Source organism: Amycolatopsis sp. NPDC004368, from assembly GCF_053602515.1.
Map to the genome: position 1 here is coordinate 77069 of NZ_JBSGDT010000017.1, position 19570 is coordinate 96638.

At 70.3% G+C, this 19570-nt stretch carries 17 protein-coding genes and 1 pseudogene; 6 read left to right on the forward strand and 12 right to left on the reverse strand.

From position 1 onward, the window contains the following. From ACWEOE_RS23510 to ACWEOE_RS23535, 6 genes are all read right to left on the reverse strand, one after another. Positions 1-237 carry a putative acetyltransferase gene (locus ACWEOE_RS23510; RefSeq protein WP_452012531.1) on the reverse strand — a complete coding sequence of 79 codons (237 nt, stop codon included), beginning with the start codon at positions 235-237 and terminating at the stop codon, positions 1-3. Beyond that, positions 234-458 (reverse strand): glutaredoxin family protein, encoded by a 225-nt coding sequence (locus ACWEOE_RS23515; RefSeq protein ID WP_452012533.1) that lies wholly within the window; start codon positions 456-458, stop codon positions 234-236. Before ACWEOE_RS23515 ends, ACWEOE_RS23510 begins: the two co-directional genes overlap by 4 nt. Beyond that, the gene (locus tag ACWEOE_RS23520) at positions 455-2575 is read right to left on the reverse strand and encodes a phage holin family protein (protein WP_452012535.1); all 2121 of its coding nucleotides are present in this window, start codon (positions 2573-2575) and stop codon (positions 455-457) included. The genes ACWEOE_RS23515 and ACWEOE_RS23520 overlap by 4 nt, the downstream gene beginning before the upstream one ends. Next, positions 2572-3168, reverse strand: a complete 597-nt coding sequence (locus tag ACWEOE_RS23525) for a DedA family protein (RefSeq protein ID WP_452012537.1) — start codon at positions 3166-3168, stop codon at positions 2572-2574. Before ACWEOE_RS23525 ends, ACWEOE_RS23520 begins: the two co-directional genes overlap by 4 nt. Next, entirely contained in the window at positions 3165-3953 is a 789-nt protein-coding gene (locus ACWEOE_RS23530) for an MBL fold metallo-hydrolase (protein WP_452012539.1), read from the reverse strand. Before ACWEOE_RS23530 ends, ACWEOE_RS23525 begins: the two co-directional genes overlap by 4 nt. A gap of 857 nt (positions 3954-4810) precedes the next feature. Next, complete coding sequence (locus ACWEOE_RS23535; RefSeq protein ID WP_452012540.1) at positions 4811-7042, reverse strand: terpene synthase family protein; 2232 nt, start codon at positions 7040-7042, stop codon at positions 4811-4813. A 253-nt stretch (positions 7043-7295) separates the two neighbouring features. Here ACWEOE_RS23535 and ACWEOE_RS23540 point away from each other — a divergent pair. The 5 genes and pseudogenes from ACWEOE_RS23540 to ACWEOE_RS23560 form a co-directional block, all read left to right on the forward strand. Beyond that, positions 7296-7610: pseudogene (locus tag ACWEOE_RS23540) on the forward strand (GNAT family N-acetyltransferase); the annotation flags it as partial. A 311-nt stretch (positions 7611-7921) separates the two neighbouring features. Then, positions 7922-8938: a S1 family peptidase gene (locus ACWEOE_RS23545; protein WP_452012542.1), complete on the forward strand. Its 1017-nt coding sequence runs from the start codon at positions 7922-7924 to the stop codon at positions 8936-8938. Between the two features lie 66 nt (positions 8939-9004). Further along, on the forward strand, positions 9005-9856 hold the full coding sequence (locus ACWEOE_RS23550) for an SCO6745 family protein (RefSeq protein WP_452012544.1): 852 nt from the start codon (positions 9005-9007) through the stop codon (positions 9854-9856). An 81-nt stretch (positions 9857-9937) separates the two neighbouring features. Further along, entirely contained in the window at positions 9938-10897 is a 960-nt protein-coding gene (locus ACWEOE_RS23555) for a zinc-binding dehydrogenase (RefSeq protein WP_452012545.1), read from the forward strand. A gap of 52 nt (positions 10898-10949) precedes the next feature. Beyond that, complete coding sequence (locus ACWEOE_RS23560) at positions 10950-11705, forward strand: SDR family NAD(P)-dependent oxidoreductase (protein WP_452012546.1); 756 nt, start codon at positions 10950-10952, stop codon at positions 11703-11705. Here ACWEOE_RS23560 and ACWEOE_RS23565 read toward each other — a convergent pair. The 6 genes from ACWEOE_RS23565 to ACWEOE_RS23590 form a co-directional block, all read right to left on the reverse strand. Then, on the reverse strand, positions 11702-12118 hold the full coding sequence (locus tag ACWEOE_RS23565; RefSeq protein WP_452012548.1) for a VOC family protein: 417 nt from the start codon (positions 12116-12118) through the stop codon (positions 11702-11704). The genes ACWEOE_RS23560 and ACWEOE_RS23565 overlap by 4 nt on opposite strands. 60 nt (positions 12119-12178) lie before the next feature. Continuing rightward, the gene (locus tag ACWEOE_RS23570) at positions 12179-12595 is read right to left on the reverse strand and encodes a hypothetical protein (protein WP_452012549.1); all 417 of its coding nucleotides are present in this window, start codon (positions 12593-12595) and stop codon (positions 12179-12181) included. Next, complete coding sequence (locus ACWEOE_RS23575) at positions 12595-13413, reverse strand: heavy metal-binding domain-containing protein (RefSeq protein ID WP_452012550.1); 819 nt, start codon at positions 13411-13413, stop codon at positions 12595-12597. The genes ACWEOE_RS23570 and ACWEOE_RS23575 overlap by 1 nt, the downstream gene beginning before the upstream one ends. 10 nt (positions 13414-13423) lie before the next feature. Continuing rightward, positions 13424-14224, reverse strand: a complete 801-nt coding sequence (locus tag ACWEOE_RS23580; RefSeq protein ID WP_452012552.1) for a heavy metal-binding domain-containing protein — start codon at positions 14222-14224, stop codon at positions 13424-13426. Positions 14225-14324: 100 nt separating this feature from the next. Next, positions 14325-15563: a diguanylate cyclase gene (locus ACWEOE_RS23585; RefSeq protein ID WP_452012554.1), complete on the reverse strand. Its 1239-nt coding sequence runs from the start codon at positions 15561-15563 to the stop codon at positions 14325-14327. 1134 nt (positions 15564-16697) lie between these two features. Next, a complete protein-coding gene (locus ACWEOE_RS23590) occupies positions 16698-17936 on the reverse strand; it encodes an MFS transporter (protein ID WP_452012556.1) in 1239 nt (412 codons plus the stop codon). 132 nt (positions 17937-18068) lie between these two features. On the opposite strand from ACWEOE_RS23590, the gene ACWEOE_RS23595 reads away from it, so the two are divergent. Continuing rightward, positions 18069-19568: a serine/threonine-protein kinase gene (locus ACWEOE_RS23595; RefSeq protein ID WP_452012557.1), complete on the forward strand. Its 1500-nt coding sequence runs from the start codon at positions 18069-18071 to the stop codon at positions 19566-19568. The last annotated feature ends 2 nt before the right edge of the window (positions 19569-19570 follow it).

Sequence of the window (19570 nt, forward strand, 5' to 3'; positions counted from 1 at the left end):
TCACAGGTCCGAGGGAGGAGGGCCAGCCGATTTCGGTCGCCGGCGTGGGGGTGCGGGTGGTACGGGTTTCGCCGCCACCACCGAAGCGAGCGGCACGACCACCGGTCCGCGTCGCGTTTCCACCGTGCACGTCGTGGAATCCCGGGCCACCAGTGGTCCGAGGGCGTCGGTGAAGCCGCCCTCCACGCGGAAGCGCACGACCACGCGGGTGCCCAGTGGCACCTCCGAGAGCTTCACAGGCGGGCCGAGAGTTCGGCGTTGCTGGGTTCCACGAGGTGGGTGCCGTCGGCGAAGACGATGGTGGGGATGCGGCGCGCGCCGTTCTGCAGGGAACGCACGAGGGCCTCGGCGGTGGGATCGGCTTCGACGTCCACGTAGTCGTAGGCCACGCCCTGGGCGTCGAGCAGTGCGCGGCTGCGCTTGACGTCCGGGCACCAGCTCGCGCCGTACACGATCATGATGCCACCTCCGAGACGGGTACCGCGGGTTCCACGGCCGGAGTGCCGTGGCCGAGGAACGTCAGCCAGTCCTTGAAAACGTGGTGCACGGCCTCGGCGCCGACGGGTTCGCCGGGAGCGGGGAACGAGCGCGGGTGCAGGATGAAACCACGCTGCTGTGGGCCGCCGAGGGCGCCGTGGGAGCCGACGTGCCGTTCGAACGGCGAGGACTGGTCCGACTCCGGGTCGTAGCGGCTGTTGATCATGATGTCCGCGCAGTGCGGGAACGTGTCGACGCGCTTCACCAGCTCGTCGGCGTACGGGCCGTAGTCCGCCAGCGGGTCCTCGCCGATCACGACGCCCGTCGCGAGGCGCTTCAGCCCGTCGCGGCCGAGCACGACCGGGCCGAACTCCGAGCTGTGCACCAGCATGAAGCCCACGCCGTCGTGGTCGACGAGGGTCGGCAGCAGGTCCGGGTACTCGCGCTCGATGGTCTCCAGCGTCACGCGGCCCTCGTGCTCGGTGAACGACACCATCGCCAGGTGCCCGGACACCACGCACACCACCCCGGGCGCCACGCGCGTGACCTGGCCGGGCGCGCCGCTGGTGGTGCGCGGCCGGTTCTCGGCGCACTCGGCGTCTTCCACGCGTCCGCGCAGCCGCCGGGCGATCAGGCCGCCGGTGGTGGTCGCTTCGGCGAGCGCGGCGTTGACCTGCCAGCTCTCGGCCTGCCGGCGCTTGCCGTGATCGGCCATGGGCGTGCCGCCGCACAGCCGGCCGACCAGGGCTTCCATGGTCTCGCCGAAGCGGTCGACGAAGGCCTGGCCCTGGGTCTGGCCGTGGTCCGACAGCCCGACGATGTGGTAGCGCCGCGGCGCGATGCGGCTCGCGCGCAGCAGCCGCGCGAACTGCTGGTCGATCGAGCGCAGTACTTCCAGCGTGTCGAAGCGTTCGATGCCGGAGTGGTGCGCGACCTCGTCGTAGCCGAGGAAATCGGCGTACACCACGGGCCGGCCCGCCAGCATGTCGCCGATGATCGCGGAGACGACCACGTCGCGCGCGATCACCGTGGTGCCCGGGCGCGCGAGCGGGTAGATGCCGCCGCGCGGGATGCGCGGCACGACACCGGCGCGGCGCTGCTTGGCCGCCGCCGACAGCTCGCGGAACACGTCGATCAACGCGACGCCGAACGTCCGCAGCACGTTGATCGGGTTCGCGAAGTACGCGCGGTACCCGGCGCCCACCGAGTCGTGGCGCGGGCCGCGGACCTTGCGCGGCACGAGGACCGGGATCGAGCTCATGGTGAGGCTCACGTGCTCGGCGTCGCCGGAGAAGAGGTTGCCGTGGCTGGCGCCGTCGCCCGCGAGCAGGCCGCGGCCGTTGGTGTGGCGCCGTTCGATCTCGGCCGCGTCGCTGGGGTGCGCGCACGCCATCACGTGGTCGCGGTCCTTCTCGTACCAGCGGAAACCGAGGATGTCGTGGTTGGAGCCGTGCAGGATGCCGCACACACTGGCGCCGGTCTGCGAACTCCAGTCGGTGTGCCAGCGGGTGAGGGAGTGCGTGCCCTCGTTGAGCCACGCCGCGAACGTCGGCATGTCCCCGTCGCGCACGGCGCGGCGCACGGTGTCGTAACCCAGCCCGTCGATCTGCAGGAACACGACCCCGGGCGGCTCCTCGGCGAGGTCGTCGCCGGGCGCGTGCTTGCGCCGCCGACGAGCCGCGCGGCGGAAGAAGATCTCGTCCTCGTCCACGGCGAGCGCGCTCGAGATCAACGCGCCGACGGCCGACATCACGACCGTGATGATCACCGCCGTGCCGAATCCCGTGAGCTCGACTCCGGGCACGGCCTGCAGGATCGCCAGCGTCGCCGCGCCGAGGAGCAGGTAGGTGCCCACGCCGAGCGTGAAGTACGCGATCGGCCACGCGATCCGCACCACCCACGGCCACACGACGGACGTGAGCAGGCCCAGGATGAGCGCGCACACCGTCGGCTGCCACCACGACTGCATGGAGAACCCGTCGAGCCACATGTCGAGCAGCCGCAGCGCGCCCGTGACCGCGGCCCACACCAGCACCACGCGGGCGACGACCCGGCCGCTGCCCAGCAGGCGCCCCTTCGAGGGAGCGGGTGTCGTCACTGATGTCCTCCAGTCCGTGCGGCCGCCGCCCGCGCGCGCAGCTTGCTGGTCACCGTCAACAACACGGTGACCAGCAGCACGAGCACGGTGGCCAGCAACGTCGCGATCAGCGGCGAGTCGAAGATCCCGCCGCTGAGGATGCCCAGCAGAGAATAGGCAACGGCCCACAACACGCAGGCCACGAGCCCCGCCGGCAGTATCTTGCGCCACGGGTACCCCAGCGTCCCGGCGGCGAGGAGGACCGGGATTCGCCCCGCGGGCACCAGTCGCCCGATCACCACGAGCTGCCACCCGCGCCGAGCGAACTGCTCCCGCCCCTTCTCGAGCTTCTCCGCCTGCTGCCGCTTCTCGACCCACCGCAGCAACGGCTCACTCCCGAACCTCGGTACGGCGAACGTCAACACGTCCCCGAGGTAGGCCCCCGCGATCGCCAACAGGATGACCAATGGAAGCGACAAGTGGTCCGTCGTCGTCGCCACGGCCGCCGCCGCCCCCACCAACGCCCCCGTCGGCACGATCGGGATCACCGACCCCAGCAGCACCCCACCGAACAACGCCGGGTACCCGATCGCCGACGGGTCCGTCCAGCTCACGCGCGTTCCTCAGCAGCCGGCAAGATCACTTCGGCGCCCGGCCGCGTGACCACCACGTCCGTCGGCAGCCCCGCCACCCCAACTTGCTCCGCGAACGTCTGCGGAGGTTCCACCAGCAGCTTCTTCATCCGCTTGGTGAGGTGGATCCCCGGCACCGCCAGCGTGCCCCAGTGCACCGGCACCACGGCCGCCGCCTTGAGCAGCCCCGCCGCCACGGCCGCCCGCTCGGGCGTGAGATGCCCCGGCCCGAGGTTCGGGCCCCAGCCCCACACGGGGAGCAGCGCCACGTCGACCGGCCCCAGTTGTTTCATGCCTTCGAACAGATCGGTGTCGCCGGCCGAGTAGACCTTGGTGCCAGCCGCTTCGAGCAGATGTCCCAGCGCCGGACTCTGCGGGCCGTGCGTCAACCTCGGGCCCCAGCGGTGCCCGGAGTGCACCGCCTCGGTCGCCGTGATCGTGAGATCCCCGTCCCGCAGGGACTCCCCGGGCGCGATTTCCTCAACGTTGCGGACGCCGTGTTCTTGCAGCCACCGCCCGGCTCCCCGCGGCACCACGACCCGCGGCGCGTTCAAGAGCCGAAGTGACGGCAGGTGCAGGTGGTCGCCGTGCAGGTGAGAGACCAGGACGACGTCCACACCCGCCCACGCCTCCGGGTCGGGAAGCGGGACCACCCGGGTCAACGGCCCGACACGGCTGGTGAGCACCGGATCGGTGAGCACCACCCGTCCACCGAGCTCCACTCGCGTCGTCGCGTGGCCGAGGAAGTGCAGGTTCAAGCCTCTCACGGTTCGAGTATCACCTGATGAGGGCGAAAACGCCCGGAGGAGTGGCGGGTTGCACCCTGATCGGGTCGATCATGCGGTCGGGGGTGTCCGAAAGGTCATGGTGGGGGTGGCGGCGGGTGGGTGGGGTTGGTTTGGGTTGGCGGCTCGGCTTGGCGGGACGGTGGTCTGGCTCGGCAGGACGGCTCGGCCCCGGCGGAATGGCGACTTACGGCGACCGGATCTCGCAAGTCCTCTATCCAAATGGGCAAACGGAGATGCCCCCGGGCCCTGGTCACAACCACCCACTCAACCGGCCAACTACCGCACGTCGACCAACCCAACCCCACGTGAAACCGAACGGCACGAACAACCCGCACTTCATCCACAAATCAAACCGTCAGCAAGCGGGCCGGCCCAACCCCCCGAACTGCCGCCGCTTCTTTTGGGCTGAACCTTCCCCCGCCGGCCCCCCGACGGCGCTTGATCTTCTGCGGGACTTGAGTTGTGTCAAGGAGTCTTTCCATCCTTGACACAACTCAAGTCCCGTAGAACCATTGGGCGCTCGGGGTGCTAGCCGCTTGCTTCTTTAGTCTTTAGGTCTTTAGGGAAAAGCAAAAGATAAAAAGATTAAACTGCACAATAGGCTCCCCGAACTCAATTGTCTTTTCGTTCCTCGGGGGGCCGGCCGGGGGAAGGTCGGGGGAAGCGAATGCACGGGCTTGAGTTGATCCGCCCGCCGTCTGTTGGTCAGATGGCCGAAGCTGGCGGTGATCGCGTGGTGGGGGTGGCGTGGCAAGGGTCTGGCTTTTTCAACCCCGCCGCCGGTTGTGCGGGTGGTGGAACCCGTCAAAGCTCAATGAGCGGCCAGACCCCCGCCATCACCGTGCAGCTGCGAGGATTGAAGAGATCCGCAACGCCCCGGTCCCCAACCCCGTCGGTCCGGTCGAGAACGTCGGTGCCGCAGTCGCGGCATCAACCCCAGGCTTCCGCCTGATCTCCTCCTCCGTATACCTGGCACATCCGGCGTGCCAGTTCAAGATCCCCGCCATCCAGTCCTTCAGTTCATCCGCATACGCCGTCAACGCAGCCCGGACGTCCTCGTCCAGCGAGTAATCCGAGAACAACCCAGGCAGGCCGACCTCGACGGCGTGTTGGAACTCCTTCATCCTCGCCGTCATCAAATCATTGACGATCTCGAACGCTGCCTGCTCATCCACGGCCAGAAAGTTCCGCACGACAAGAACCGCATTGTGCAGCTCTCCCTCGTACTGAATTTCCTTCTTATAGGAGAATACATCATTCAACAAGCAAGCATAATCCATAGCCGAATGCTCGATGGCCTGAATGGTCCGAGTCCGGTAGATCTCCGGTGGCACCAGCCGCCCGTGGGAGATTCGTGACAGGCTCATCGTCAGATCCGACCCGAACGTCTTGCGCCGCATCTCCACGTAGTCGATCGGGTCCGGAATCCGATTCTCGGCCTGGTTGGCCAGCTCCCAGAGCCACGCCTCGCACATGTCGACGATCGACTTCCGGAACGCCTGCCGGGCCTCCAGGCTCATCGGTCCCGCGGTCCAGGCCCACAGGTCGGCCAGCCCGGCTTCCAGAGAACTTTCCGGAGCCGGCATCGGTGAGTCGTCGACCGGCATGAAGAGCTTGAACCGTTCCGTGGCCACCTTCGCCCCGGCGAGGTTGCGGGGGGCGCCGAAGACGACGGGGTAGTAGTCGTCGCCGTAAGTGCCCCAGGCCAGCCAGGAGCTGGTCAGGTCGAGCTGCTCGGGTGAGGCGTCCGGGTGGATCCCGGCGGAGCACAGCGGCAGGTCCATCGCCCGCATCTTGTGCTCGTCCCACACCACGCCGTCCAGTAGGCCGAAGGTGGCGCACCACTCGGCGAGGTGCTCGCGCGCCGAGTCGAGGTGGGGGCTCAGGCGCAGGTCGTAGGGCATGTAGATGTCGGGGCGCACGAAGGGGCCCACGGTCTCGAACGGTTGGTGGGAAAACGCGCGCAGGCGCCGCGGGGCGGTGCTCACGAGCGACGAGAAGATGCGCGCGGCCGAGGTGCCCAGGCCGGTGGGGCCGCCGAGCAGCTCGGGGCCGCCTCGGGTGTCGAGGGCGCCGTCGTTCATGTAGCGGCTGGAGCGCAGGTGCCATTCGTGGCCGCCGGACTGCCAGTCCTGCAGGCCCTTCACGTAGGCGAAGGTCTCGGCGCGGCCGGAGAGGTCGACGCCGTGTTCGTCGAACAACGCCGGAACCTCGGTCAGCGCGGTGTGTTCGAACTGGTGCAGGCGCGAGGTGAGCAGGTCGTTGACGGCGTCGGCGGCTTCCTGGGTGGTGCAGCCGAGGAACTTCTCGAAGACGAGGACTCCGTTGGAGAGCTCGCCTTCGTCCTCGACCTCGCGCTGGTAGGAGAACAGGTCGTTGCGCAGGTGAACGGCGTCGGCGAAGCAGTCGCGCAGGACTGCCATCGGGCGGGAGGCGGCGATGGCGTCGGGGACCTCGGCGTGGACCGAGTGCTCGATGAGGTTGGCCGACCAAGGCGCGCCGCCGACCTTGCGGCGCATCTCGATGTACTCGATGGGGTTGGAGACGCGGCCCTCGTTGATGTTGGCGAGCTCCCACAACGACTCGTCCAGCAGGTTGCGCGTGCTCTCCACGAACCGGCGGCGCCAGCCCTCCGAGCGGTGCGGCACGGTGCGGTTCCACAGGTCATCGAGCCCACGCTCGACGGGGTTCTCCGCCGTCTCCGTGATGTCGCCCGTCACCGGCATGAACAGCGCGATGCGGTCGAGGTAGGCGCGGGCGCTGTCGATGTCGCCGGTGCGCTTGAACAGCTCGAGGAAGTGGTCGTCGAAGTAGAAGACCCAGACGTACCAGTCGGTGACGAGGTCGAGTTCCGTCGCGCCGGCGTCGGGGTGGGTGTAGGCGCACAGCAGCGCGTAGTCGTGGGAGTCGAAATCGTGTTCGTCCCAGATCACGGTGCCGTGCTGGGGCACGTCGATCATGTCCATCGTGTGGGCCCACGCCTTGCTGTGCGCCCGCGCGCCCTCCAGGTGCGGGTTCAGCCGGGCCGGGTAGGGCATGTAGAACTCGGGCAGAACGAAGGGCTGCACAGCGCGGTCCTGGCCTTCCCAGTGGTGGTCACCGACGCAGAGAGGCAACCAAACTCCTCCCGCGCGCCGGAAGGTCCGCGGGTGCGTTCCACCCGATCGCCCCCACGGTGTCGCCCAGGCGGCCCAGCCCGGATCACCTCACGGTCGTTTCCCGTGCCACGGCGTCATTCTTCGGTGAAGATCAACGCGTGCCGGGGAAGTACGGCAAGGTGTCCGGCGTTCACCTGAATGCCGGAAGACTACGAGGAGCGACCGTATGAGCGACGAGACCCGAGTCGTGCGCAACGACGAGAAACACCGCTATGAGGTGTACGCGGACGAGCAGCTGGCCGGCTTCACGCAATACCTGCTGCGCGGCGACCAGACCGTCTTCACCCACACCGAGATCGACAAGGCCTTCGGCGGCCGTGGCCTCGGCACCATCCTGGCGACGCAGGCGCTCGACGACGTCGTGAAGCGCGGCGGGGTGATCGTGCCGGTGTGCCCGTTCATCGCGGCGTTCCTGAAGAAGCACGACGGGTACGAAGACCACGTCCGGTGGCCGGAAGGCACTTCCGCGGCCCAGTAAGTCCTTAGTGGACTCGGTGACGAAGCCCGCGCGTGAGTGACTCCGCGCGGGCTTTTCTTTTGCCCGCGACCCGTGTCGGTCGGCCGGCGAGCGGGTACTTCACGCTTGACCGGAGCCGCTGCTCGCCCATTCGGTCCAATCTCAGTGGGCCGAACAGGCGCGGGCAGTCCGTTTTGCCCGCATGAATTGGTTATTAACCAACCTTAGTCGGTAGTGCGTTGGTTGCCTGGCAACAAAAGTGTGGGGAGTCCCACCGTGGTCGCGCGAGCCGTTCGCGCAGGATCCGTCCAGCTCACCTGGAGGAAGAGTCCATGACTTCCCGGAAAACATTCGTCGCCGGCTTCACCGTGTTCTCCGCGGCGGCGCTCACCGCCGGCCTTTGCGTCAACGCCGCTTCGGCCAGCCCGCTCGCCTTCGCGCAGATGCAGGCCCAGGCCATCACCCAGGCGACGCAGGTCGTCGACAGCCTCGGCCTGTCGGGCGGTGGCATCTACCTCGACAACGGCAAGGCCATCGTCAACGTCACCGACGCGGCCGCCCAGCAGAAGGCCGAAGCCGCCGGCTTCGCCACAAAGCTGGTGAAGCACAGCTTCGCCGCGCTGACCAGCGCCAAGAACTCGCTCGACGCCGTGAAGAACGTGCCGCAGACCGCGTGGGGCATCGACACCAAGAACAACCAGGTCGTGGTGAAGATCTACGACGCCGCGTCGCCGGCCACCGTCGCCAAGGTCACCGAGGCCGCCGCGAAGCTGGGCGACTCCGCCCGCATCGAGCACCGCGCCGGCAAGCTCTCGACCTACATCGCCGACGGCGACTCGATCAACAACGGCCAGTTCACCTGCTCGCTCGGCTTCAACGTCACCCGCGGCGGCGAGCCGATGATGCTCACCGCCGGCCACTGCACCAACGAGGGCGGCACCTGGTCGGGTGGCGACGTCTCCGGCGCCCGCGTGGTGGAGAGCGACTGCCCCGGAGCGGACTCCGGCCTGCTGACCCGCCCGAACGGCTCGGGTGATGGCGCCATCAACACCGGCCAGGAGATCACCAGCGCCGGCACGCCGACCGTCGGCGAGCAGATCCAGAAGCAGGGCCAGACCACCGGCGGCGGCAGCGGCGAGGTCACCTCGGTCGACGAGTCCGTGAACTTCGACGTGGGCGTGCTCAACCACGAGTTCGGCACCACCGCGCACACCGACCACGGCGACTCGGGCGGCCCGGCGTACGACGGCTCGAAGGGTCTCGGCACCCTGTCCGGCGGCGACACCGTGACCAGCTACTTCTACCCGCTCACCCTCGAGCTCCAGTCCTACGGGCTCGACCTCGCCTGATCCGTTTCCCCGGAGGCCCCTTCACCACGCGGTGGAGGGGCCTCCGTCGTGCGTACGCTGATCGTCATGGAGCCGAACTCGAGCCTGGCCAGGCGGTTCTGGGTGGCGCTGGAGCCGTTGCACGCGGTGGTCTACTTCGCGCCCGAACCCGCCGCGGCGGCGAAGGGAGTGGGCCTGCGCGGCTGGTGGATGGGGTACTTCGCGGGCCGCGCGGCCCCGCTGGGCCCGATCGGCCCCGGGCCCGTCACGTCGATGTTCTACGGCTTCGCCCCGGCAATGGTCGCGCGCGCCCTGCCCGACGCGTGGACGTTCGCCAACCCCGAAGACGTGCTGCGCACCCGCATCGAGGCCGTGGAGGCCGCGCTCACACGCCTGCTGCCGCACCCGGGCGTCGACGAGCTCGTGGAGCTGCTGGAACGAGCGGTGGCCGGCTGCCGCTTCGACGGCCGCCCGCTCGCCGCGGCGTGGGCCGAGGCCGCGCGGCCCGACCGCCCGCTGGCCCGGCTGTGGCTCGCCACCTGCGCGCTGCGGGAACACCGCGGCGACGGTCACGTGCTGGCCGGTGTTGCCGCCGGGCTGACCGGCCTCGACGCGAGCCTCACCCACATCGCCGCCGGTGCCACGAACCGCGAGGTCGTGCAGCGCGCCCGCGGCTGGACCGACGACGAGTGGAGCGCGTCGACCGCGCGCCTGCTCTCGCGCGGCCTGCTCGACTCAGCCGGCCGGCTCACGGCCGGCGGCGCCGCCGTCCGCCGCGACGTCGAGGAGATGACCGACCGGCTGGCCACGGACCCGCTCGACGCGCTGGGTCCCGACGCGGTGGACCGCGTGCTGACGCTGGCCGAACCGCTCGGCCGCGCTGTCGTCGACGCGGGTGGCCTGCCGATCCCGAACCCGATGGGCGCCGTGCGGCCCTAGCCGGCGAGTGGCGGGGGTGCGGCGCGGCTCCATCGGCAGAGCCGGGAGTGGACCGTCGTCACCGCTGGTACGTTCGCCTGGGTGAAGGCCGCATTCGTCCAGAAACCCGGCGCCGTCGGGGAAATCCGCTTCGGTGACCTTCCCGAGCCGGTGCCGGCGGCCGGTGAGGTGCTCGTGGACGTCGCGGCGAGCACCGTGAATCCCGTGGACACGTTCGTGCGCAACGGGAAGTGGCCGGTGCCCGGGCCCTGGCCATTGGTGCTCGGGCGGGATTTCGTGGGCCGCGTGCGGCAGTCGGCCGAGGGGTTCACGGCCGGGGAAGCCGTGTGGGGCAACAGTCTCGGGCACGGCGGGCGCCAGGGCGCGGCGGCCGGTTGCGTGTCCGTGGCGGCCGAGCGCCTCTACCGCCTGCCCGAGGGCGCGGATCCGCTGGAAACCGTCGCGGTGGTGCACCCGGCGGCCACGGCGTACCTGGCGTTGTTCACCCACGGCGGGCTGGTCGCGGGGCGGACGGTGCTGATCGTCGGGGGCGGCGGGAACGTCGGCACGGCGATGATCGAGCTGGCGGCCGCCGCGGGGGCGCGGGTGGTGGCCACGGCTTCGGCGGGGGATCTGGAGCACTGCGTGGCCCGCGGCGCCGACGTGGCGCTCGACTACCGCAAGGCCGAGCTGCCCGAGCGCGTCGACCTGTTCGTGGACACCTCCGGCACCAACGATCTCGAGACCGCCGTGGGGCACCTGGCCTTCCGCGGCCGGATCGTGTTGCTCGCGGGGCCGCGCAGCCGGCCGGTGCTGCCGGCGGGCGAGCTGTACCTGAACGACCAGACCGTGACCGGGTTCGTCATTTCCCGGGCCCCAGTCGGGGAACTGGCCGAAGCGGCGGCGGCGCTGAACGAGCGCTTCGCCGCCGGGGGGCTGCGGCCGCGGGCACTAGAGCGGGTGCCGCTCGCCGAAGCCGCCGACGCGCACGGCCGCATGGAGCGTGGTGAGCTGCACGGGCGCCGGATCGTGCTCGTCGTGGACCAGCCTGTCGATTCCTGAGCACCTCGTTCGACGCACGGGTGGAAGCCGAACCCGAACGAACGGAGGACCCATGCTGCTCGAAGGCAAGAACGCGGTGGTCTACGGCGGTGGCGGAGCGATCGGCGGCGCCATCGCGCGCGCCTTCGCCGAGGAGGGCGCGCGGGTGTTCCTCGCCGGGCGTACGCGCGCGAAGCTCGAGAAGGTGGCCGGCGACATCCGCGCCGCCGGTGGACGGGCCGAGGTCGCGGAGCTGGACGCACTCGACGAGCAGGCCGTCGACGCCCACGCGGACGCCGTGGTCGCCGCCGGCGGCAGCCTCGACATCTCGGTCAACGTGATCACCCACGGCGACGTGCAGGGTACCCCGATGCTGGAGATGTCCCTGGCCGACTACGAACAACCCGTGGTCACGGCAGTGCGCACCACGTTCCTCACCATGCGCGCGGCCGGTCGGCACATGAAGCGCCAAGGCGGCGGGGTCGTGCTCGTGTTCGGCGGCGACGGGGACCCGGTGCGCAGCCACGCCGTCGGTGGGCTGCAGGTGGCCTTCCACGCGCTCGAGGCCATGCGCCGTCAGCTCGCCGCGGAACTCGGGAGCTACGGCGTCCGCACGGTCACCCTGCGCACCGGCGGCGTGCCCGAGACGCTGCCCGCAGATTTCGCGCACTCCGAGGCGATCTCGGAGGGGATCGCGAAGTCCACCATGCTCGGCCGCGCCGCGACGCTGGCCGACGTGGGCGCGGTCGCCGCGTTCGTCGCCTCGGACCGCGCGCGCAGCATGACCGCGGCGACGGCCAACATCAGCTGTGGGGCGCTGGTGGATTAGCCCTTCGCACGGGCAGAGATCTGCTGCACGGCCCAGGCGTTGCCGTCGGGGTCGGTGAAGTGGATGAAGCCGATGTTGTCCAGGTCTTCGGGCCGGCCCGTAGCCGGGTCCGGTCCGAGGAGCTGGATCTCGCTGACGTCGACGCCGGCGGCGACGAGCGTTTCGCGGGCGCTCGGCAGGTCGGCGACCACGAGCTGAAGGCCCTTGAGCGAGCCGGGCGGCATCGACGCCACCACACCCTCGCCGATCACGATGGAGCAGCCCGAGCCCTGCGGGGTCAGCTGCACGAGCCGGGCGCCGGGCCCGATCTCGATGTCGTGGTCGACGTGGAAACCGCACCGCTCGGCGTAGAACGCCTTGGCGCGGTCCACATCGGACACGGGAACGACGACGACCTCGAGTGTCCAGTCCATCCCCGAGTTGTAATCGGGCGAAACGGGCAGGTCAAGCACCAGTGGTTCAACCAGGCCCGGTCAACCACCCAGCAGCCGCGCCAACGCCTCGCGCGCCCGCGCGTCCCGCGACGCCAGCGCCTGCAGCTCCTCGGCGAGCACCGTCACCCACTCCTCGACGTCCGCGTCGCGGCGGCTGATCACGACCCCGCGCACCACCTGGCGGATCTCGCCCGTGACCCCGCCGGTGCGCCCGGCCGTGAGCACGAGCAGCTGGTGCGGCGTCGACACGCGCACCTCCACCGGCTGCCCGAGCCGGCCGGCCACGCGGTCGGCGAAGCTGCGCCGCCGATCGATCTCGACCATGCCCGGCGGCAGTGCGTCGCCGAGCGTCTCGGACAGCACGCGGGTGTACGACTCGACGTCGGCGCGGTCGGCGCGCAGGGCGGCCACCAGCAGGTGGAACTCGCCGGCCGGGCCGAGCTCTGACCCGGCCATCAGTCGGTGAGCGGCAGCACGAGCTGCGGTTTGGTGATGCGGTGGTCGGGGCGCAGTGGCTTCACGGCGGTGCCGATCGCGAAGAACTCCGTCGTGTGCCCGCCCCAGCGATGCGGCAGTGACAGCAACTGCACCCCCACGATGCCCTCGGCCTTCAGCTGCTCGGCCTCGGCCTGCATGCGCGACATCGCCAGCTCGCGCGCGTCGTAGAGGGCTTCGGTGTACTGCGGGATCTCCACGTTCTGGCCGATGTTGCTCATCGCCTGGCGGAACCGCTGGTGCGCGATGTGGTAGACGCACGTGCCCATCACCATGCCCAGCGGCGCGTAGCCGGCCTGCACCAGCGTCCAGAAGTCCTGGCCCGACAGGTCGGACGTGAACGGCTTGCCGGTGTTGTTGCGCCACTCGCCGGGCTCGTCGGCCTTCACGGCAGTGCCCACGGCGATGAACTCGGCGAGGTCGCTGCCGAACTCCTTGAACTCGATCTCCAGCCGCACGGCCACGATCCCGTCGGCGCCCAGCAGATCGGCCTCGGCTTCCATGCGGGTCATCGCGAGCTCGCGCGCGTGGTACATCGCGGCCGAGAGCCGGTCCATCTCCTGGTTCTTGCTCCAGCGGCCCATCTGGAACCCGACGTGGTAGATGCTCGACCCGAGCACCAGCCCGAGCGGGCGGAAGCCGGCTTCGCGCACGAGCAGGAACTCGTTCACGCTCAGGTCCGATGTGAACAGGCTCGTGGCCTGGCCCGGCCGCATTTCGGCGAGCCGGCGCATCGCGTCCTCGGGGATGTGCTGCGCGGTGGGGTCCGTGGTCGTCACAGGGCCTCCTTCAGGCTCGGTTCAGCGGCAGGATGGCGAGCGCGGAAGTGGGCGCGGCGCTGCCGCTGTGGAACCGCGCGATGGCGGTGCCGAACACGCTCGACACCCCGGCCACGGCGACCTCGCCGAGCTGCCAGGTGTCGAGTGACATCCGCGTGACGATCGCGCCGTCGGCGCCGATGGACTTCACGGACCGGTGGAACTGGCTGCGCGCGTCGGACCGCACCTCGGTGACGAGCCGGGTGTGGGCGTCGACCTCGACGTTCCCGGCCCACATCGTGGTCTGGTACTGCATGTTGTAGTCGAACGTGGTGTGCGCCGAGATGCCGATCGCGACGGCCGCGGGCACCCAGCCGGCCTGCATCAGCTTGCCGACGTCCTGGCCGGGCAGCTCGGTGGTGAACACGCACCCGGGCCGTTGCCGCGTCTCGGCGCGCACGGCGGTGCCGAGTGCCACGAACTCCTGCATGGTCTCGTCGAGCCGCGTGACGGACGTGCTGATGTCGAGGACACCGTCGGCGCCGATCGCCTCGGCTTCGAGACGAAGCCGTTCGAGGGCGATGCGGTAACCCTGGCGCAGCGCGTCGGCGTAGATCGCGGCCTGCTGGTTGGGGGTGATGCCGAAGCCGGACGTCCAGCCGAGGCGCTCGACGACGCACCCCATGACCTCCCCCACGGGGGTGAATCCGGCGACTTCCGCGCCGACCGCCCCCGGCACGCTGAGCAGCGAGGTGCGCAGGCCCGAGGAAGCGAACCGGTCGACGCGCGCCCGCGCGACCGGTGGCAGTCCACGGCCATCCCAGTCGGGCACTCCGACCTCCTCGCCGGCCACGGTGCGGGCCTCCCCGTCCATCGTGGCACGGGGCAGCGGCGAAGTCGGGCCGAGACGGCGGGGTTGTCCGGAACGTCCTTCAGTGTGTGGCGAGCTCCACGCGGTTGCGGCCCGCCTGCTTAGCCCGGTAGAGGGCGGTGTCGGTGGCGACCAGGACGTCGTCGACCCCCGTGAGGTGCTCGGCCGGGTAGAGCGCGCAGCCGATCGACACGGTCAGGTCGCTGATCACCGTGTCACGCTCGGGCAGCGCCACCACGACCTGCGGGATGCGCCGGCGGATGCGGTCGGCGAGCTGGCCGAGGTGCTCCATCGTGGGCACGTTGGGCAGCACGATCGCGAACTCCTCGCCGCCCCAGCGGCCGCACACGTCCTGGTCGCGGACCTCGCTGCGCAGCGCCATGGCGATCTCGCGCAGCACGAGGTCGCCGGTCGGGTGGCCGTAGGTGTCGTTGATGGCCTTGAAGTGGTCGAGGTCGAGCAGCAGCACGCCGACGGTGCCGTTGCCGGTGCGGGCGCGCTCGAGGTATTGCTCGGCCAGGGTGCGCCACCAGCGTTTGGTGGCCAGGCCCGTGGTCACGTCGGTGCGGGCGTCGCGCTGGAACTGCGCGAGTAGCAGGCCTCGGTGCAGCGCGACGAGCGCCACGACCACGCCGACGAGCACCAGCGGGTTGGCCAGCAGGAGCAGCGCGGCGGTGACCAGGCCGAGGCCGATGGCGCCGGCTTCCAGCAGCTGGTCGCCGAAGCCGGAGAACAGCTCCGAAAGCGACCGCGGCGCGCTCGAGAGCGCGATGGCGACCATCACCAGCGCGGTGTTGATGGCCCAGCGCAGGGCGGCCGCGAAGACGATGACCACGAGGTCGGTCAGGCCGGGCAGGAAGCCCGCGGCCGGGACACCGGGGTAGTCGTGCATGCCCAGCGCGAGCACGGCGACGGCCGCCTGCGTGCCGCAGAGGACCGAGGCGGCGGAGAAGATCCAGCGGTGGGGGAGCACGGGCCGTTCCCGCGGCCAGATCCGCCACCACGCCATGGCGTAGGTGAACACGACCATCGCCGTGGCCAGCACCGCCGGTAGCGCCACGACCGCCGCGATGCTCCACACGGCCTTGGTGTCGACGTACGCGACCGTCGGCGCCCGGTTGTACTCGCGCTGCCGCTCGATGTGCCGCGTCGCCTCGATGGCCGCCGCCGCGCACACGGCGAGGACGCCGAAGCGGATCAGGTCCTGCTGGTGCACCGGCACCAGCCACGCGGTGCTCACCGACGCGAGGACCGCCAGGAAGTTGACGAGGAGCACATAAGTGCGGACGTGAGAGGGCAACCGCCAAAGGCGCCAGCCCGTGAACCATCCGGCAGACCGGTTTGCTCGTCCGCGCACTCTTCACCTCACCCGGTTGGCTTCTACCGTAAACGACGGGGCGCGCCGGGTGCCGCCCGTGGTCCGGACTCTGGGACCTGGCCCGGGAATTTCGCCCGGACAGCCCAGTGTCCGAGCAGCGCAGAGGGGAGGTGACCACTGAGTGTAGCGACGGTCCGCCCGGATTCCCCGGCGGACCAGGGCATCCACGAGTTGTGTCCGCCTGGGCCACTGACGTGCGGCCACCACGATCGGTGACCGGCAAGACCACTGGTCCTGCGGCCTCGGAGGGTTTGTCGGCCTCGGTGTGCGGCCGTGGTCGGCAGGAGTGGTCTGGACCCTTGAGGTCGACCTGAGGTCGAGAGTTTCGGCGGTGTGGTTTACGCGAGCGGAGGAGGTGTCCGCGGTGCAGGACAACAACCGGTGACGGTCGAAGTCCGCTGACCAGCGCAGACGAAGGGAGGTAGAGCGAATGCGGGACAACAACTGGTGACCGGCACGGGTTCCGACGAGCGAGAGGAGGTGTCCGAGATGCAGGACAACAACTGGACCAACTGAAGCGGTCCGCTGCCCGCGACGAGTGGAGAGGAGAAGTCCGTGCGCGACAACAACTGGACCCGTTGAGACCCGCCGACTGCCGCGACGAATCGAGAGGAGCTTGCTGTGCGTGACAACAACTGGACCTGTTGAAGGCCCTGCCGACTGCTGCGACGAATGGAAAGGAGTCCCTGGTGAGGGACAACAACTGGACCCGCTGAGCCGAGTGGCCGACGTTCGTGACGAGTGGAGAGGAGATGCCGGTGCGTGACAACAACTGGACTCGCTGAGCCCCGCCGACGTTCGTGACGAGTCGAGAGGAGAAGCCCGTGCGTGACAACAACTGGACCTGCTGAGCGAAACCCGGCCAAGCGCCCGCAGAGGGGGTGAAAGGCATGCGTGACAACAACTGGACCTGAGGTCTTTCGCGATGGAGCTCGGCCGCGCGTGAGCACGGCGAGAACCACGGGAACCGGGGAACCCGCAAACCCACGACCACCACGAGGAGGTGCGCCAGTCACCGGACCCAGGCGGCAAGAAACCCAGCCGCACCCCAGCGGGTCAGGAAGCCGCGGGTGGAGTGGCCTCGTCGAGGGGACGTCGACGAGGCCACGCCGCGCGGACCCAGGAGGTGGCGGCGAGGGCGGCGACCGTCGAGCCGGCGAGCGCGGCGACCGTCACCACCGTGGTCGGCGCCAGGACCTGCGCGAGGGCGCCGGCGGCGGCGATGGCCAGGCCCTGGGCCGCGCGCAGACCGGCGATGGCCACGCCGATCACCTGGCCGCGCTGCTCGGGCGGGGCCGCGAGACTGTACTGGACCTGGGTGATCAAGTCGTGCGCCGAGAACATCCCGGACAGCGTCCACAGGAGCACGGTCACCACGAGCCCGGGCGTCCAGCCCGTCGGCAGCAGCACGAGGCTGGTCGCCACGGCGAGGGGCCCGAGCAGCCGCGCCTGGCGCACGCGCGGCACCCGGCTCAGCACCACCGCGCCGAGCAGTGAACCGACCGGGTTGGCGATCAGCAGCCACGCCAGCACGCCCGTGCCGCCGAGCTGGGCGGCGATCGGCACGGCCAGGCCCTCGGGCACGACGTAGAACCCGCTGCAGCACGCGATCACCAGCAACGACCGCAGCCGCCGGTCTCGCGCGACCAGGCGGCAGCCCGCGACGAGTGACGCCCACTGGGAACCCCGCTCGCCACCGCCCACCGCCGAGGCCGGGTGCGGCCGCAAGCCCCACCGCAGGGCGAGCGCGGACACGGCGAACGTCACCGCGTCCACCGCCAGCGCGCCCGTCACCCCGAGCCACGCGACGACCGCCGCGCCCGCGCCGAAGCCGATCACGAGCGCCGCCTGGTAGGTCGAGGACAGCATCGCCTGGCCGACGGGCAGCCGGTCCGGCCCGAGGATGTCGGGCAGCACGGCCTGGCGCGCCGACTGGAACGGCCCGGCCGCCAGCTGCACCACCACCAGCAGCACCGCCGCCACCGGCCACGGCAGCCCGGGAATCGCCATCACGGCCACGAGCACGGCCCGCAGCACGTCGGCCACCACGAGCACCGTGCGGCGCGGGAAGCGGTCCGCCAGACCACCGAGGGCGCCGCCGAGCAGATCGGGCAGGTAGGTCAGCGCGTACGTGAGCGCCGCCCAGCCCGCGGATTCGGTACGGTCGAAGACGAGGACCGTGAGCGCGACACGAGCCAGTTGATCACCGGCGACCGAGAGCACGTGCGCGAGCCACAGGGCCCGGAATTCGGTCACGCCGAACACGTTTCGGATGGACGGGGCCCCGGCGCTCATATGATCAGAGTGTCCCGGTTCGGCCACGCGGAGCAACCCCCGGTACCACCGGTGGGGCGTCGGGACACTCGGGCGAGGGCCGTGAAAAACTTGGCGATCGCCGTCCGTGAACGTCGTACTGAGGGGTTTTCGTTGACCGAGGAGAGCCGGCAGATCGCCGGTCGCTACCAGCTCGTCGAGCTCATCGGCAGCGGGGCCATGGGCATGGTCTGGCGCGGTGAGGACAAGATCCTCGGCCGCGTGGTCGCGGTGAAGGAACTCCTCATGCCCGTGAACCAGGGCGAGGAGAAGGTCGACGAGGCGAAGAGCCGCGCCATGCGCGAAGCCCGCATCGCCGCGCGCCTGCAGCACCCCAACGCCATCTCCGTGTTCAACGTGGTCGAGTACGAAGACCGGCCGTGGCTGATCATGGAGTACCTGCCCTCGCGCAGCCTTTCCGCGAAGCTGCACGAAGACGGTCCCCTCTCCGTCGACGAGGTCATCCCCATCGCCGTGCAGCTCGCCGGTGTGCTGGCCGCCGCGCACCGCGCCGGCATCGTGCACCGCGATGTGAAACCCGGCAACGTCCTGCTCGGCGAAGACGGCACGGTCAAGGTCACCGACTTCGGCATCTCCCGCGCGGTCGGCGACGTCACCCTCACCGCCACGGGCGAGATCTCCGGCACGCCCGCGTTCCTCGCGCCCGAGGTCGCACGCGGTGAGGAGGCGATGTTCGCCTCCGACGTCTTCGCGCTCGGCGCCACCCTGTACATGGCGGTGGAAGGTGCGCCGCCGTTCGGCACGGCCGACAACGCGATCGCCCTGCTGTACCGCGTGTCCAGCGGTTCGATCAACCCGCCGAAGCAGGCCGGGAAGCTGGAACCCCTGCTGCTGAAGCTGCTGGAGCTCAAGCCCGAGGACCGGCCGTCGATGGCCGAGGTGCTCACCGAGCTGCGCGAGCTCGACGGCGGCGTCACGCCCGTCGCGGCGGTGCCGGTCCCGCTCACGGTGCCCGCGGCGCTGCCCGTCGCGCCCGCGCCTGCCGCCCCCGCGCCGGCCGCCGCACCGACGACCCCGGCGCCGGCCCCCGTCGACCGAAGACGACGCTCGATGGTCCTCGCCGGCCTCGGCGCCGTGCTCGTGGTGGTCGCCGTCGTGGTGATCGTGCTGGTGAACCGCAATGGCAACGGCACGCCGCCGACCGCCGACGGCTCGTCGCCGGTGCTCAACCCGTCGTCGGTCAACTCCCAGGCGCCGGCCACGGACTCGAAGACCACGACGCCGACGACCCCGCCGCCGACCAAGCCGTCGGTGCCGAGCACCGTGCCGTCGTCACCGAGCAGCCCGGCCGACACCCCCAAGGACGCGGCCGCCGCGCTGCAGAACTACTTCACGCTCATCCCGGGCAACCTGCAGAAGGCTTTTGGCCTCCTGACGGACAACTTCAAGGCCACCGCCCACCAGAACTACACCAGCTACCAGGAGTTCTGGACCGGACGCACGGCCAGTGCGAGCGACATCCGGCAGGTCGGCGCCGACACGTTCAGCGCCGAGATCACCTATGGCGGCCGGGTCCGCTCGACCGAGCGCCACGTCTACCACATGGTCAACGACAACGGCGTGTGGAAGATCGACACCGAGAGCCGCGGATAGCC